The sequence below is a fragment of the Gracilimonas sediminicola genome, from assembly GCF_024320785.1.
In the GTDB taxonomy this organism is placed as follows: domain Bacteria; phylum Bacteroidota; class Rhodothermia; order Balneolales; family Balneolaceae; genus Gracilimonas; species Gracilimonas sediminicola.
Genome location: NZ_JANDBC010000003.1, coordinates 257,661 through 272,319 on the forward strand (window position 1 = coordinate 257,661; position 14,659 = coordinate 272,319).

Here is a 14,659-nt window from a genome sequence, read left to right on the forward strand (position 1 = left end):
ATGGCAAAAATTAAAGAAATAGAACGCACACCGAATCCTGATGCCATGCGCTTTGTATTGGCTGAACCGCTGACCAACGGCACCACCCGCTCGTTCGAGAACGCGGCTGAAGCTGAAGGCGATGAACTGGCGTCGGCACTGTTTGCAATCGATAATGTGATTAACGTGTATTATGTAGATAAGTACGTAACCGTTACGCAGGATGGAAAAGCGGTTTGGTCTGAATTGCTTCGAAAGCTTGCACCTCCGATTCGGGAGGCTGAGCCTGACAATCATGAAGAAGATGATTCTGAAGTACACGTAAGTAAAGAAGCTCAGGAATCTGATGATCCACGCCTGCAGGAAATCAACCGCATGCTGGATGAACAGGTTCGTCCTTATTTGCTGGCTGACGGTGGCGGACTTAAAGTATTGGGTCTGGAATCAAACCGGCTTAAGGTACACTATCAGGGAGCTTGCGGAACGTGCCCAACAGCTACAACCGGAACGCTGTATGCCATCGAAAGTATGGTGAAGCGTATTGATCCGGAAATTCAAGTTGTTTCAGTCTAAAAAAAGAAAGGAAGCATTATTATGGAAGAGCTTTCCATTACAGATCGAGCTACTGAGCGGATTAACCTGATCCGAAAGGAGCAAAACGTACCGGACGATGCCTATCTTCGGGTAGGTGTGGTAAGCGGTGGCTGCTCGGGGCTAACCTACGATCTGGAATTCAATTCTGATGTTCAGCCGGAGGAAAACGATAAAATCTTTGATGTTGACGGCCTTAAAGTGCTGGTCGACATGCGCAGTTTTCTTTACCTGGCGGGAACCGAATTGGACTATACCGAAGGATTAAACGGACAGGGTTTCCATTTCAAAAATCCAAATGCTTCGCGTACCTGTTCCTGCGGAGAGTCTTTCTCTATTTAGTGAATCGTTAATCGTTAATGGTTATTCGTTGGATAGAATCCCGATTAACCATTAACGAAAAAACTAATAACGAAACCATGTCAGAAGAAACCATTGTAAACCGGGTTCAGCAAAATACCAAGCTGGTTACGCTGGATTTGCAGAAATTCCACGATGACACCCCCATCGAAGAGCTGGATATCAAACAGTTTCTGTTTCAGGAATTGATGCTGAAGGAAAAAGACTTCCGGGAGCAGATTAAGGAATTCGACTGGTCGCAATATGAGGGAAAATACCTGACCGTTTATTGCAGCACCGATGCCATTATTGCTCCATGGGCCTGGATGCTTATAACTTCTTATGCTTCTGAATTTGCCAAAGAAGTATTCAAGGGGAGAAAAGAAGCTTTTCAACACCAGTTATATCAGAGAGAGCTGGACAAGTACGACTGGGATCAATACGAAGACAAGTTTGTATTACTGAAAGGATGCGGAAAAGTACACGTACCTGATTCCATTTATATGCTCGCTACCAATAAGCTTATGAAGAGAGCTAAAAAAATTATGTACGGGGAAGCCTGCTCGAACGTGCCGGTTTGGAGAGGGTGAAAACCGATAACTTGGGTACTCGTTTAATCTTCTTTGCTCATTAAAGGGAATTTTTCGGGATGTTTAATGGACTCCAAATGCAGGTCAACATCCAAATCGGGCCAGTAAAAATGTTCTTCGGAGGGGGTTTCAATATTTACTACTTCACCAATTTTGGCATTCTTGAACCAAGGGAATTTATCGTAATCAAGGAAATACTCTTTTCCAATATGATAGATCCATATGCCATGTGATGAGACATTGGTGACTTCAGTTCTATTTTCCGAAGTGACTATTCCAGCTTTCTCTGATTTCATCTTCGTGTTTGATTATTTGTTCAAGTATCTCTTTGATTTGTTTGGAACTAAGACCGTATGAAGATTGAAGTTCAATATCTGGTTCTAACCAAACTTTTGCTTCACCTTCAGCATGAATTACGTGAATATGTATCCTATCTTCTTCCCGTGAAAAGAAAAAGAAACGGTATCCTTTAAATCTGAATACTGTTGGACTCATATATTAATCTAACTTCATTAACCTAACGAATCAAGCATGCAGATATTAGTCATTATCACTTCCTTATCAGCTATTCATTTCTGAGCCCAAAGCTGATTGATTTCAAGTTTTTCCAAAAAATCATGTAGATTTATGACACATTGAAATAAATTCTAATGACTCAATACAAATACACTGCATATTTTGAGAATGAAGTTCTAAGGAAAAGACCTTATTTGAAAAAAGAGTGGTGTATTGAAGTTGTTAATAATCCTGAGAAAGTTGAAAAACAGGAGGATAACAGGTTCAGGTTCTGGGCTAAAATTTCAGAATTGGATAATCGTTATCTTAGAGTTATTACATTGGAAGACAAGAAGACCATTCATAATGCATTTCCAGACAGGAGATTTGAGCCATGAAACTTAATTATTATCCGGAGACAGATTCTCTTTACATCGACCTTTCCTCAAAGCTTAGTTCATATACTGAAGAAGTTTCGGAAGGTATCCATATAGATTATGATGATGAGAATAATATAGTTGGAATTGACATCGATAATGCCAGTAAAAAACTGGATATGAATGAAATTTCAGTTTCAAAGCTTCCTAATTTAGAAAGGGCTAAATGATAGTTTTAATAACCGGTACCTCTCGTGGAATAGGAAAATCCATCGCTCAAAAATTACTTAATGAAGGGCATGAAGTGATTGGAACCTCCCGATCAACGAATCACGAATTCCCGAATGACGAAAACTACCGGCACATCGCCTGTGATTTATCCAAGCCCAATGAATTTGAAAAGCTTAAGTCGGTATTTCAGGAAGACGAAATCCCAGAAGTACTCATCAACAATGCCGGGATGTTTGCAGAAGCTGATTTTGATATTTCCGATGAAGAATGGCTGGCAAACTGGGATTTGACGCTACAGGTAAACCTACGTTCAGCAGCTTTGATCTCCAAATGGGCACTTAACGCCTGGAAGAAAGCCGGGGTTGAAGGGAGGCTTATCAATATCTCATCCCGGGCCGGAACACGTGGAGACACCCAGGAATACGCCAGTTATGCAGCCAGTAAAGGAGGAATGACCGCATTCACCAAAAGTATCGGCCGCAGTTTTGGGAAGCATGGAATCACCGCTTATACCATCGCCCCCGGTTTTGTAAACACCGATATGGCTCAGGGCTCCATCGAAGTGTATGGAGAGGATTATCTCACTAAAGATTTAGCTCTGGATTCCATCGCTCCGCCGGAGCAGATAGCGGAAATCAGTTATTTACTTGCCTCAGGAAAACTCAAGCACGCCACCGGGCAAACTTTTCACATTAACTCGGGAAGTTACCTGGTTTAACAGACGTTTTTGTCATGCTGAACTTGATTCAGCATCTGAATAACCAAATGCTGCACCTACGCCTCTTCAGATTCCGCATCAGGTGCGCAAGGACGACCTACTTTATAAAAACGTCATTGCGAGGAGTATAGATCTTTGATTCTATTTAGTAAGTATTACGACGAAGCAATCTCCTAATAAAGTACACCAAGCAGATTAAGGAGATCGCGACGTCGAGAGCCTTAATCAGTCTTTACTAGTTAGGAGGCTCCTCGCGATGACAATCAAAAATAACTATTGGGATTTGGTGCTTGTTTTTTGGAATTTCTGCCATGACCGACATCAGAGACCGAAAAAAAGACCACGTTGAGCTTACCGTAACAGAAGGCACCCAATACGATCAGCCCTCCGGATTTGAACGCTACCGCTTTATTCATAATGCACTTCCGGAAGTCAATTTTAATGAAGTGACTACCGAAGCAACGTTGTTGGGACGAACCTTCAGTATGCCTCTTTTCATTTCTTCTATGACGGGTGGTTATTCTGAAGCAGGTCCGGTTAATGCTATCATTGCCGAGTTTTGTGAAGCGGAAAATCTACCCTTTGGGGTAGGGAGTCAACGAGCTATGTTGGAAGATGAATCCCTGACAGATACGTTTTCTGTAGTCCGGGACAAAGCCCCGAATGCTTTTATATGTTCAAACATCGGAGGCGCACAACTCATTGGCGGGCTTGATACTAAAAGGCTTACCCAACTTATGGATTCGATTCAAGCTAATGCCATAATTGTCCACCTGAATCCACTGCAGGAACTAATGCAGCCGGAAGGCGATCGTGACTTTAAAGGAATCCTTGATGGTATTGAACAGTTGGTTAAAGACACTCAGTTACCGGTGATTGTGAAAGAAACGGGTGCGGGAATTTCTGAACATACTGCCCGCAGATTATTAAATGTTGGGGTGAATGTAATTGATGTAGCGGGTGCCGGAGGAACAAGCTGGGCAAAAGTCGAGAACTTCCGTTCGTCCAATCAATCCGCCAACCATGGCTTTGATGAGTGGGGAATCCCAACCGTAGAATGTATTCAGCAGCTGAGCAAACTGGAATGGGAACAAAGTTTTGAAATCATAGCATCTGGTGGTATCCGTTCAGCTTTTGATATCGCGAAGTCGTTGTGTTTGGGGGCGCATTTTGCGGCTACGGCACAACCGGTTATCAAAGCAATAAAGAACGATGAATACACCGGGCTTGAAAAGCTTTTGAACCAATGGAAAAAGGATTTAAAAACCATCTTAACGCTACTTGGATGCACAAGTGTACAGGAATTATCCGCTTCTCATCTTCAGGAAATGAAATAGAGATCCGGGCGATTGAGAACTAACATCGTCCCTTAATTTCCTTATATTCAGTTTATTCATCTACAAAAAGAGCATTGAGTAACAAGAATCTCCAACAACAATTACTGGAAAGGATTGAAACCGGGCTAAAGGACCTTCACTTTCCGGATCATCCCCAAACTCTTTACGAGCCTTACCGGTATGTCTTATCGGTTGGAGGGAAGCGGATTCGACCTATGCTCACGCTGCTTGCTAACGGATTATGTGGCGGTGATTTGAATGATGCTTTACCTGCTGCTCTTTCTGTAGAAATACTTCATAATTTCACCCTTGTTCACGATGATATCATGGACAGCGCAGATACCCGACGCGGTGAACCCAGCGTATTCAAGAAATGGAATGAAAATATTGCCATCCTTTCCGGAGATGTGATGTTTGCCGATGCCTACAGGCAGCTCAGTTACTACGGTACTAATGAAAGTTACTCTAAAGAAGAGTTTGCGGCTGTACACTCGGTTTTTTCCAAAGCTATTGTTACGGTTTGTGAAGGTCAGGCCCTGGATATGGAATTCGTTGATCGAACTGACGTAAACCATAATGAGTACCTGGAAATGATAGCCGGGAAAACAGCGGCTTTGCTGAGCGGGGCCCTGGAACTTGGGGCAATCTCAGCTCATGCTTCTTCCGAAAAGAGAAAAGAGCTGGCTGAATTGGGTTATGAGATGGGCATTGCCTTCCAGATACAGGACGACTTGCTGGATGCTACCGCCGATCCGGAAAAGTTCGGAAAACGTCCGGGTGGCGATATTTTTGAAGGAAAGAAAACATATCTTACCATCCTTGCGTTAGAACGGGCGAATGCTGAGCAGTCATCTCTCATTCAGGAAACGCTGAATGCAGAAAATCCGGCCCCGGAACATGTTGATGAAGTTCTGGGAATAATGTCGGACCTGGATGTACTGGATGATGTTGCCGCCGAAATTGATCAGCATTACAAAAAAGCGTTTCAGTTATTAAATAAATTTGAATCTTCTGATTACAAACAAGAGCTTGAAAAACTTCTTATCTTCTTACAGAATCGTGACCATTAAATCACAAAAATTATACTCAATGCGCAGTAAACTACTTGCAGTTTTAGCTTTCTTATTCATCTTCTCGGCCTGTAAAAACGACCGGCTTATCAAAAGGGGAGACTCTGTTGAAGTGGCCTATCAAAAAGCGATGGCTTTCTATGAAGAAGAAAATTACAGCGAGGCCGCCAACGCCTTTGATACCGTTACAAGGGTAGCCAGAGGCACCGAATACGGGCAGGATGCTCAATACTATCTTGCCGAAAGTTATTACAAAGATAAGCAGTTTTTACTGGCTGCCAGTGAGTATGATCGGTACATCAGTTATTACCCACAGGACGAACGTCGACCACAGATCGAATTTAGAGCGGCGATGTGTTACTACGAACTCAGTCCGCGTTATAAACTGGATCAGAACCAGACCCGAAAAGCCATTGAGCGATTCCGCCTGTTCAATAATCGCTACCCGGACCATGAAAAAGTGCAGGAAGCTGCAGCTCGTATTGATGAACTCAGAGAAAAGCTGGCTCATAAATCCTATGAAGCAGCACGGTTTTATGTACGCACCGAACAGTATAAAGCAGCCACTATTTACCTGGATAAAACCATTGATCAGTATCCGGAATCAAAGTGGGCAGAACGAGCATTGGTTGACCAAATTCAAACCTACATCAATTACGCCGATAACAGTGTCATAAACCGACAGGCTGAGCGTTACGGTAAAGCCATTGAAAACTACGAGAAGTTTCTGCAGCTGTTCCCTGAAAGTAAGTTCCGCGAAGAAGTCGAAAACTATCATGATGAAGCGGTAAGAAAACTGGCTGATGTTCGAAGCGGTGGAAGCAGCCAAAGCGAGGTTGCTGACTCAGGACAGGATTAATGTCTGGGCGGATTGGTTTATTTGGAGGTACTTTCGATCCGGTTCATAACGGACATATTTCCATTGCGCAATCCTTCCTCCAATCAGACTTAATAGATGAGCTTTGGGTATTGCTGACTCCATACCCACCACACAAAACCCGGGAGTTCCAGACGCCTTACGAGATCCGCCTGGAGATGCTGGAAAAAGCTTTTTCGGGGATAAGCAACTTGTCCATTAAGACTATTGAAAACGAACTGCCTAAGCCTTCCTATAGCGTTCAGACCATTCGATACTTAAAGGAACACCTGCCCGATAACACTTACTTTTATTGTATGGGAGAAGACAGCCTGGCTAAGTTTCATACCTGGAAGTATTATGAGGAAATCCTGGAAGAATGTGAGCTGTTGGTTGCCCAGCGTCCCGGTGAGACACACAAAGACGTTGAAGATAAGATTTTACAGCGCACCCACTTTGTGGATCATACGCCCCTCGATGTATCTTCATCCGGAATCAGAGAGAAAGTAGCAGCCGGAATTTCTATCACCGATCGGGTGCCGGAAGAAGTCGTAAAAGTAATTGAAAAAGAGCAGTTATATAGCTAACTACTGCCATTCATAAAATCTGTTTATAATGGCATTTACCCGAAAAGACTTTCTCAAGACAACCGCACTCGCTTCATTTACAGGAGCAGCAATTGGGCTTGCAGGCTGTGAAACAAAAGCCGCTCCCGGTTCAACCCAAAAAATTAAACCGAAAGCATTAAAAGCCGGTGATACTTTGGGGCTTGTAGCTCCCGCAAGCCCCATTTACGAATCCTCCGTATTTGATGAGATGCTGGCCAACCTTCGGGGCCTGGGCTTTAAACTTAAACTGGGTGAGTATGTGCGAAACCAAAGAGGATATTTGGCCGGGACCGATCAGCAGCGAGCTAATGATTTGATGAATATGTTTCGGGATCCACAGGTGGATGGAGTTATGTGTATTCGCGGGGGGTGGGGATGTAACCGTATTTTGCCTTTGCTGGATTACGATGTATTCAAAAATAATCCCAAAGCATTCTGCGGGTTTAGTGATATCACTTCGCTGCATATGGCTATGTATCAAAAAAGTGACCTTATTACTTTTCATGGGCCGGTGGGGAAGTCTAACTGGAATCGGTTCACAACCAACGCTTTTAAAGAGATAATCTTTGATGGAGAAACACCCACTTTTGAAATCCCCGCTGACGATGAACGAAATTTTGTTATAAATCCGGGTACCATTGAAGGTAAATTGCTTGGAGGCAACCTTTCGGTATTGGTTTCAATGATTGGATCTGATTATTTGCCGTCCTTTGAACATGCTATTCTGTATCTGGAAGATGTGGGAGAGAGCGTGTACCGAATCGACCGGATGCTGACTCAACTTAAACTGGCAGGTATTCTTGACCAGATTTCAGGATTTGTGTTCGGGAAATGTACCGATTGCGATGCCGGGGATAACAGCCTTACGTTACAGCAGGTTTTTGATGACCACATCAAACCACTCGATATCCCGGCTTTTTACGGGGCTATGATCAGCCACGAGGACGACAATATTACCCTGCCGGTTGGTTTGAATGCCGGGATTGATGCAACAAAGAAAACAATTCACGTATCAGAACCGGCTGTTGTTTGATCGAATAAAAATTTCAATTTGTATGCAATCTGGTACAGATAATGAGATGTAAATCCTGCTTTTCCGGATTGATTGTGTTCCTGTTACTTTTGATTCCGGGAATGAATGTACTTGCACAATCCGGAACGTTATCAGGCTTTGTGTACGATGCTGAAACAAGGGAATCTCTTCCGTATGCAAACATCATTGTGGAGGGGACAAGCAAAGGAACCTATACGGCAAGTGACGGCTCTTATACCATCAAGCTGGATACCGGCACTGTCAGCATTCGCTACCGGTTTATCTCATTTCGCGATACCGTAATTCAGTTTCAAATTCAGCCCGGCAGGGAGATTGAACAGGATGTGTACTTAAGGCCTGATCTCACATCCATGGAAGTTACAGTAAGTGCCGACCGGGTGGCCCGAAAGGTTCAGGAACTGGCCCGCCTGCGTGATCAGCAGAATTCGAACCTGAACTCCTATAAAGCCGAAGTGTATAAGCTGGCCATTCTCAGCAATGTTGATAAGAGCTTTAAATATGAAGAAGCCGGGGAGGACGATTTGGAACCTATCGCATTCTCAGAACGAAAGTCAGAGATTAGGTACACCTCTGATCCTGAGCGATATTCTGAGACGCTGGAAGCAAACAGGGCAAGCGATAACTTTTTTAGTGAATATGATTTTTTTTCGACCGGAGGGGCTCCGCTAAATCTGAATTCGGATGAGGTGGTTCTGAGTATTCTTTCTGAAGGCATGTCCGTGGTTGGTCCGATTTCCGATAAGGCCGGGCGATTCTATGAGCTATACGACGAAGAAGCAGACAGCAGCTGGCCGGAAGGAACCATAGAGATTTATTTCGAACCAAAAACCGATAACCGCCCGCTTTTTGAAGGCCAGGTTTGGTATGATGAAGAACAATCGGTGATTCTGGGGATTGATGTAACGCTCAACGAATATGCCGAAACCAATTCCGGAACCTTTAAGATTTCTGACCTGAGATATCAGCAGAGCTATAAAAAAGTAGGGGATTTCTGGCTGCCTGAGAAAACCGAGCTTTCGGCCATGTTGCAGTTTATCACCTCCAAAGACCGCATTTACTATCACGATGAATGGACGTGGGACAATTACGAGCTTAACGCCCGAAGCATAGATCCCCAGCAGATAGAACTCAATACAACCAACATTTTGCAAGATGCTCACAAACGGCAACAGGCTTATTGGGATACGCTGTCAACCCGTGAGAAGAATGAAAATGCCCGGCTGCTGGATGAAGCGAAAGAATACGAAGAAGACCGGGCAATGGTAAAGGTCGGGATGTCGGCTATGCGTACATTTTTTCGACTTCCTTATCAGCTGGAGCGTTTTTACATGACCAACATCAGTGATATTTACCATTACAACCGGGTGGAAGGGAATTACCTTGGGCTGGGCGTAAGAACTCCGGTCCATCCTGATTATGAATACCGGGCAATAGGTGGTTATGGATTTGGCAATCAATCCTGGAGCTATGAACTGAGTGGGTATCATTTCTTTGGGAATTCATTTGTAGCCCCTGAAGGCAGCTATCACAAACAGACCCTGCCTCAGTATCAGGATTACGAATATAACCGGACTCCACTGGATTTCTTCGAAGCCCGGCAGACTATGTATGCCTTAACAACCGGAACTTCAGGCAATAACTATTTTGAGCGGGAGGGATACGAAGCCGGATTCAGATTCCGATTTGGAACAGAATCTTTCCTGCGAACGCTCTATCTGGATGAAACACATCGCTCGCTCACTGCTACCAGTAGTTTCAGTTTGTTTGGGGATGGACTTATACCGGAGGAATTTGCCAATAATGACCCGATATTTCCTGCTCAGGAGGGCACGATCAAAGGGTTATACCTTCACCTTCATCATGATACCCGTCAGTACCTGAGAACACAGTTCCTCAGAGATTATAACATTCGTGCGTTTGGGTGGTTGACCGATGCCGTACTTGAAAAAGGCATCAGCAGTTGGGGGAGTGACTTTGACTACAATCGATATCGGGTAGGCTTGAAATTTTATTGGCCGGTATTTTCATCCCACTTCTTTCAAACCGATATCATAGTTGGTGCTTCCGATGCTGGAGTTCCCAATCAGCGATTGTTTACTTACAACGGATATGTACTGGACGATTATGTGAGATATAAGCCCTTTAACACCATCGATTACAGGGAACCGCTGGGGAATCGCATTTCTCAAATTAAAGTCCGGTATAAATTCGGTAGTTCGCTCACCCGCAGTATCCCCGTCAATTTTATTCAGAAGAGTGGGATTAAAATTTCCACTGTGCTGACAGCTGGTGTTATTGATCAAACTTCCAGCCTGGAGCCTCTGCTGCCGTATTCAGGATCTAAAGCCCAGGCAGAGATCGGTATTGCTGCTTCCAAAATATTCGGGATTTTATACGCTGAAGTGAGTAAGAAACTGTACGGCAAATATGGAAATTCCATTGGCTTTTTGATTCTGTTTTAAAGCGCTTTGTCACAAAAACAAAATTTTACGGGATAAGCAGCAACTAATTGCTTTAATTCCGTAGGTAAGCATTTCTAACTACAATAAATCCCTTATACCTATGAATACGATTAAATCCATAAGATGGACACAGATTCCATTTTTCCTGTTTTTGGGGCTTTTCTCGGTTCAGAGTGTGCATGCTTCTATTTTCGAGGTACGGCAAGACACTACTGAAGCGGATACGACAGTAATCCCCAAAGCTGACAACGAACTCCCGATGAAACCCGGGCGCATTATTGAATTTAACACCAACGAAGGCACCTGGATGTCGCTGGACATCAGCCCGGACGGTCAACATATCGTTTTTGATTTAATGGGGGATATTTATCGTATTCCTGCATCCGGAGGGGAGGCTGAACAACTTACCGATGGTATGGCTTTTGATACCCATCCGCGGTACAGCCCCGACGGCAAGCACGTTTTGTTTACCTCGGATGCTTCCGGTGAAGAGGATTTATACTACGTGGAAGTCGCTGACACTTCTGAAATTACCCAGATTACCAAAGGCGGAAACACCCGATACACCAATGCCGACTGGACCCCCGATGGTGAATATGTGATTGCCTCAAAAGGTGGATTAACACCTAAGTTGTGGCTGATTCATAAAGAAGGCGGAAGTGGTACCGCTCTTATTGGTGAACCAAATGGTCTTAAAATTATTGACCCGGCTATTTCACCGGATGGGCGTTATGTGTATTTCTCTCAGCGCAACGGTGCCTGGAACTACAATGCGCAGCTGCCACAGTATCAAATTGCTCGATACGACCGGGAAGATGGCTCACGCCGAACTATTACTTCCAGATACGGATCCGCATTCACACCCACGCTTTCTTCAGATGGGAAATGGATGGTATTCGGTTCCCGGTATGAGGATAAAACCGGTCTGGTAATCCGGGACCTTGAAACCGGCGATGAAAGATGGCTGGCTTACCCGGTTCAAAGAGATGAGCAAGAGTCTATTGCTACGATGGGTGTATTGCCCGGCATGAGCTTCAATCCGGATAATAAGAACCTGCTAACTTCCTATGCTGGAAAGATATATAGCATCAATATTGAAAGCGGCGAATCTAAAGAAATTCCGTTTGAAGTAAATGCTCATCTTGAAATGGGGCCGGAAGTGTTCTTTAAATACCCGGTGGATGACAGTAAGGAAATGCTTGCTACTCAAATTCGAGATGCCGTTCCCTCGCCCAATGGTGAGCAGCTCGCTTTTACCGTTCTTGATAAACTCTACATTCAGGATTTACCCGATGGCGAACCTAAGAGACTAACCAATTCCAATCTTATTGAAGCGCAGCCAACCTGGTCGCCTGATGGAAAATGGATTGTTTATGCCACTTACGATATGGAAGACGGCGGTGCTTTATATAAAGTGAACCCGAATGCACGGCGAATTCGACCTGTGAAGATTACCGAAGAGCCGGGTATCTACAGTGAACCCACTTGGTCACGATCCAGCAACCGAATTGTAGCTCTTAGAGGTGATAACAGAAGCTACGACCGTTCCACCGGTCCTTTTGCCTTTGGTTCTACCGAAGATCTTGTTTGGGTTTCTGCAGATGGCAGTTCCAACAACTTTATTGCCAAGAGCAGCGGACGTTCAAACCCTCATTTTGTGAAATCCGATGACCGTATTTATCTGAATCGCGGCAATGGTACGTTGCTTTCTATTCGTTGGGACGGAACCGATGAAAAAGAGCATGTTCGAATCACCGGGATCACCACAGCCGGATTTGGAAATATGGGCGTGAATTACCCAACTCCCGACATGCTTCATCCCGAAGAAGCCGCCAAAGAGAATAACCCGCCCTCCAACGCCAGCTTTATTGCGATGGCTCCGGAAGGAGATCAGGCAATGGCACTCATCAACAATGATATTTATGTAGTTACCGTACCTAAAGTGGGCGGCGATACTCCGAGAATATCTGTAGCCAGAGCGGCAAGTGCGGCTTTTCCTGCCAAGAAGTTGACTACCATTGGCGGGCAGTTTCCTCATTGGTCGGATGATGCCGGTAAAGTGCATTGGTCGATAGGTAAAGGCCATTTCATTTATGATCTGAAAGCAGCTGAAGCCTACGAAGACAGCGTGGAAGCAGCCAAGAAGGCCGAAGCCGAGAAGAAGAAAGAGGAGGAGAAGATGAAGAAAGATGACGACTCCGATGATGGCGATGATTCCGGCGATGCTGATGAAGAAGCAGAAGAGGAAGAAACCGATGAAGAGAAAGAAGAGAAGAAGGAGGACGAAGGGTATAAACCGGAAGAACTCAGCATTGAGGTTTCCATTACCCGCGATATTCCTGAAGGAACCATCCTGCTTCAAAATGCCCGTATTATTACTATGAATGGCGATGAAGTAATTGAGAACGGCGATGTACTGATTGAAAACAATCGCATTGTGGAAGTGGGAACCAATCTTACCGCACCAAACGGAGCAGAAACCCGCGATCTCAGCGGAAAGACCATTGTACCCGGTTTTGTAGATACTCATGCTCACTTATGGGCTTCATGGGGCATCCACAAACAACGGTTTTGGGGCTATGCCGCTAACCTTGCGTATGGTGTAACCACTACCCGTGATCCCCAAACCGCCACCACCGATGTACTCACCTATTCAGATATGGTGGAAACCGGAATGATGGAAGGTCCACGTGTGTATTCAACCGGACCGGGACTTGGATTCTGGGCGTACAACATTCAAAGCCTGGAGCACGCCCAAAACGTGATGAAGCAGTACAGCAAGTACTACAACACCAAAACCATCAAGATGTATTTGGCAGGGAACCGGCAGCAGCGGCAATGGATTCTGATGGCAGCTAAGGAGCAGAGCATTATGCCAACCACCGAAGGTGCCCTCGACTGGAAACTGAATATGACACAACTTATTGACGGTTACCCGGGGCATGAACATTCATTCCCGGTGTACCCGATTTACAAGGATGTGATCACCACTACAGCCGAAGCCCAAATGGCGGTTACCCCAACATTGCTGGTAGCCTATGGCGGTCCGTGGGCCGAAAATTACTTCTACTCCCGCGAGAATCCGTTCTTTGACGAGAAGCTGCGCACCTTTACCCCGTACGAAGAGCTGGCTTCCAAGTCACGCCGTCGTCCGGGCTGGTTCCATGACGATGAGCATGTCTTCCAGAAGCATGCCGAGTTTCAGAAAGACCTGAAAGAAGCCGGCGGACTTTCCGGTGTGGGAAGCCACGGTCAGTTACAAGGACTTGGTTTCCACTGGGAGCTGTGGGCCATGGCAGCAGGAGGGATGAATAACCACGACGCCCTTCAGGTAGCTACCATTGACGGTGCCACCGCTATTGGCCTGGATGGTGATTTAGGGTCTATAGAAGCCGGCAAACTGGCAGATCTGATCATTCTGAATGCAAACCCGCTGGATGACCTCAGAAACACCAATTCCATAGAGTGGGTCATGAAAAACGGCCGCCTGTATGACGGCGATACACTGGACCAGCTCTACCCAATGCAGGTTAAAGCAACTCCCTATGAGTGGGAATTCCCAAATCCAACGCAGATGATGCTCCCGGGAAAAGAATAATTGTTCGTTAATAGGAAATCGTTATTCGTTATTGAATAACAGATTATCCCGATTAAACGAATAACGAATAACGAAACACGATCAACGACAAAAGGCTCCTTCGGGAGCCTTTTTTGTTTACCTCATCATTAATCCAAAAACCATTTCCGGATAAGTCATTCCTGCGAAGGCTGGAATCTGCTTGCTTTAAATAAGCTCAGTGTTTTTACTGTGACGTCTCTGCTGAAAAAAGAGTTATCATCAGTAGTAGTTTAGAGTAGGGGATATCACTCGAAGATGTTATCTGTAATTATTTTTCACTGAAATTCTTGATAACATATCTGAATGGATATCATAGGCTTGTCAATAATTGAT

The 14,659-nt window shown here is 44.8% G+C and carries 15 protein-coding genes; 13 read left to right on the forward strand and 2 right to left on the reverse strand.

Annotated features, from left to right (window positions below):
• The 3 genes from NM125_RS14090 to NM125_RS14100 all read left to right on the forward strand — a co-directional run bounded on the left by NM125_RS14090 (nucleotide 1) and on the right by NM125_RS14100 (nucleotide 1,499).
• Complete coding sequence (locus tag NM125_RS14090; RefSeq protein ID WP_255135609.1) at nucleotides 1-552, forward strand: NifU family protein; 552 nt, start codon at nucleotides 1-3, stop codon at nucleotides 550-552.
• Nucleotides 553-573: 21 nt separating this feature from the next.
• On the forward strand, nucleotides 574-912 hold the full coding sequence (locus tag NM125_RS14095) for a HesB/IscA family protein (protein WP_255135610.1): 339 nt from the start codon (nucleotides 574-576) through the stop codon (nucleotides 910-912).
• Between the two features lie 77 nt (nucleotides 913-989).
• On the forward strand, nucleotides 990-1,499 hold the full coding sequence (locus NM125_RS14100; protein WP_255135611.1) for a DUF2480 family protein: 510 nt from the start codon (nucleotides 990-992) through the stop codon (nucleotides 1,497-1,499).
• A 23-nt stretch (nucleotides 1,500-1,522) separates the two neighbouring features.
• On the opposite strand, the gene NM125_RS14105 is transcribed toward NM125_RS14100, so the two are convergent.
• Nucleotides 1,523-1,795, reverse strand: a complete 273-nt coding sequence (locus tag NM125_RS14105; RefSeq protein ID WP_255135612.1) for a DUF2442 domain-containing protein — start codon at nucleotides 1,793-1,795, stop codon at nucleotides 1,523-1,525.
• The gene (locus NM125_RS16015; protein WP_349294201.1) at nucleotides 1,755-1,994 is read right to left on the reverse strand and encodes a DUF4160 domain-containing protein; all 240 of its coding nucleotides are present in this window, start codon (nucleotides 1,992-1,994) and stop codon (nucleotides 1,755-1,757) included. The genes NM125_RS14105 and NM125_RS16015 overlap by 41 nt, the downstream gene beginning before the upstream one ends.
• A gap of 155 nt (nucleotides 1,995-2,149) precedes the next feature.
• On the opposite strand from NM125_RS16015, the gene NM125_RS14110 reads away from it, so the two are divergent.
• From NM125_RS14110 to NM125_RS14155, 10 genes are all read left to right on the forward strand, one after another.
• The gene (locus tag NM125_RS14110; RefSeq protein WP_255135613.1) at nucleotides 2,150-2,392 is read left to right on the forward strand and encodes a hypothetical protein; all 243 of its coding nucleotides are present in this window, start codon (nucleotides 2,150-2,152) and stop codon (nucleotides 2,390-2,392) included.
• Nucleotides 2,389-2,601 (forward strand): DUF2283 domain-containing protein, encoded by a 213-nt coding sequence (locus NM125_RS14115; RefSeq protein WP_255135614.1) that lies wholly within the window; start codon nucleotides 2,389-2,391, stop codon nucleotides 2,599-2,601. The genes NM125_RS14110 and NM125_RS14115 overlap by 4 nt, the downstream gene beginning before the upstream one ends.
• Complete coding sequence (locus NM125_RS14120; protein WP_255135615.1) at nucleotides 2,598-3,320, forward strand: SDR family oxidoreductase; 723 nt, start codon at nucleotides 2,598-2,600, stop codon at nucleotides 3,318-3,320. The genes NM125_RS14115 and NM125_RS14120 overlap by 4 nt, the downstream gene beginning before the upstream one ends.
• Before the next feature lie 311 nt (nucleotides 3,321-3,631).
• Entirely contained in the window at nucleotides 3,632-4,657 is a 1,026-nt protein-coding gene (gene fni / locus NM125_RS14125) for a type 2 isopentenyl-diphosphate Delta-isomerase (protein ID WP_255135616.1), read from the forward strand.
• Between the two features lie 74 nt (nucleotides 4,658-4,731).
• Complete coding sequence (locus tag NM125_RS14130; protein ID WP_255135617.1) at nucleotides 4,732-5,727, forward strand: polyprenyl synthetase family protein; 996 nt, start codon at nucleotides 4,732-4,734, stop codon at nucleotides 5,725-5,727.
• Nucleotides 5,728-5,746: 19 nt separating this feature from the next.
• Nucleotides 5,747-6,586, forward strand: coding sequence for an outer membrane protein assembly factor BamD (locus tag NM125_RS14135; RefSeq protein WP_255135618.1), 840 nt, complete (start codon nucleotides 5,747-5,749; stop codon nucleotides 6,584-6,586).
• Entirely contained in the window at nucleotides 6,586-7,170 is a 585-nt protein-coding gene (nadD, locus tag NM125_RS14140; RefSeq protein WP_255135619.1) for a nicotinate (nicotinamide) nucleotide adenylyltransferase, read from the forward strand. Before NM125_RS14135 ends, nadD begins: the two co-directional genes overlap by 1 nt.
• 28 nt (nucleotides 7,171-7,198) lie before the next feature.
• Nucleotides 7,199-8,224, forward strand: a complete 1,026-nt coding sequence (locus tag NM125_RS14145; protein ID WP_255135620.1) for a S66 peptidase family protein — start codon at nucleotides 7,199-7,201, stop codon at nucleotides 8,222-8,224.
• Nucleotides 8,225-8,265: 41 nt separating this feature from the next.
• Complete coding sequence (locus tag NM125_RS14150; protein ID WP_255135621.1) at nucleotides 8,266-10,707, forward strand: DUF5686 and carboxypeptidase-like regulatory domain-containing protein; 2,442 nt, start codon at nucleotides 8,266-8,268, stop codon at nucleotides 10,705-10,707.
• 100 nt (nucleotides 10,708-10,807) lie between these two features.
• Nucleotides 10,808-14,305, forward strand: coding sequence for an amidohydrolase family protein (locus NM125_RS14155; protein ID WP_255135622.1), 3,498 nt, complete (start codon nucleotides 10,808-10,810; stop codon nucleotides 14,303-14,305).
• The last annotated feature ends 354 nt before the right edge of the window (nucleotides 14,306-14,659 follow it).

Coding starts and splice junctions, on each gene's coding strand:
- NM125_RS14090 (WP_255135609.1), top strand. CDS start 1: ATGGCAAAAATTAAAGAAATAGAACGCACACCGAATCCTGATGCCATG.
- NM125_RS14095 (WP_255135610.1), top strand. CDS start 574: ATGGAAGAGCTTTCCATTACAGATCGAGCTACTGAGCGGATTAACCTG.
- NM125_RS14100 (WP_255135611.1), top strand. CDS start 990: ATGTCAGAAGAAACCATTGTAAACCGGGTTCAGCAAAATACCAAGCTG.
- NM125_RS14105 (WP_255135612.1), bottom strand. CDS start 1,795: ATGAAATCAGAGAAAGCTGGAATAGTCACTTCGGAAAATAGAACTGAA.
- NM125_RS16015 (WP_349294201.1), bottom strand. CDS start 1,994: ATGAGTCCAACAGTATTCAGATTTAAAGGATACCGTTTCTTTTTCTTT.
- NM125_RS14110 (WP_255135613.1), top strand. CDS start 2,150: ATGACTCAATACAAATACACTGCATATTTTGAGAATGAAGTTCTAAGG.
- NM125_RS14115 (WP_255135614.1), top strand. CDS start 2,389: ATGAAACTTAATTATTATCCGGAGACAGATTCTCTTTACATCGACCTT.
- NM125_RS14120 (WP_255135615.1), top strand. CDS start 2,598: ATGATAGTTTTAATAACCGGTACCTCTCGTGGAATAGGAAAATCCATC.
- fni (WP_255135616.1), top strand. CDS start 3,632: ATGACCGACATCAGAGACCGAAAAAAAGACCACGTTGAGCTTACCGTA.
- NM125_RS14135 (WP_255135618.1), top strand. CDS start 5,747: ATGCGCAGTAAACTACTTGCAGTTTTAGCTTTCTTATTCATCTTCTCG.
- nadD (WP_255135619.1), top strand. CDS start 6,586: ATGTCTGGGCGGATTGGTTTATTTGGAGGTACTTTCGATCCGGTTCAT.
- NM125_RS14145 (WP_255135620.1), top strand. CDS start 7,199: ATGGCATTTACCCGAAAAGACTTTCTCAAGACAACCGCACTCGCTTCA.
- NM125_RS14150 (WP_255135621.1), top strand. CDS start 8,266: ATGAGATGTAAATCCTGCTTTTCCGGATTGATTGTGTTCCTGTTACTT.
- NM125_RS14155 (WP_255135622.1), top strand. CDS start 10,808: ATGAATACGATTAAATCCATAAGATGGACACAGATTCCATTTTTCCTG.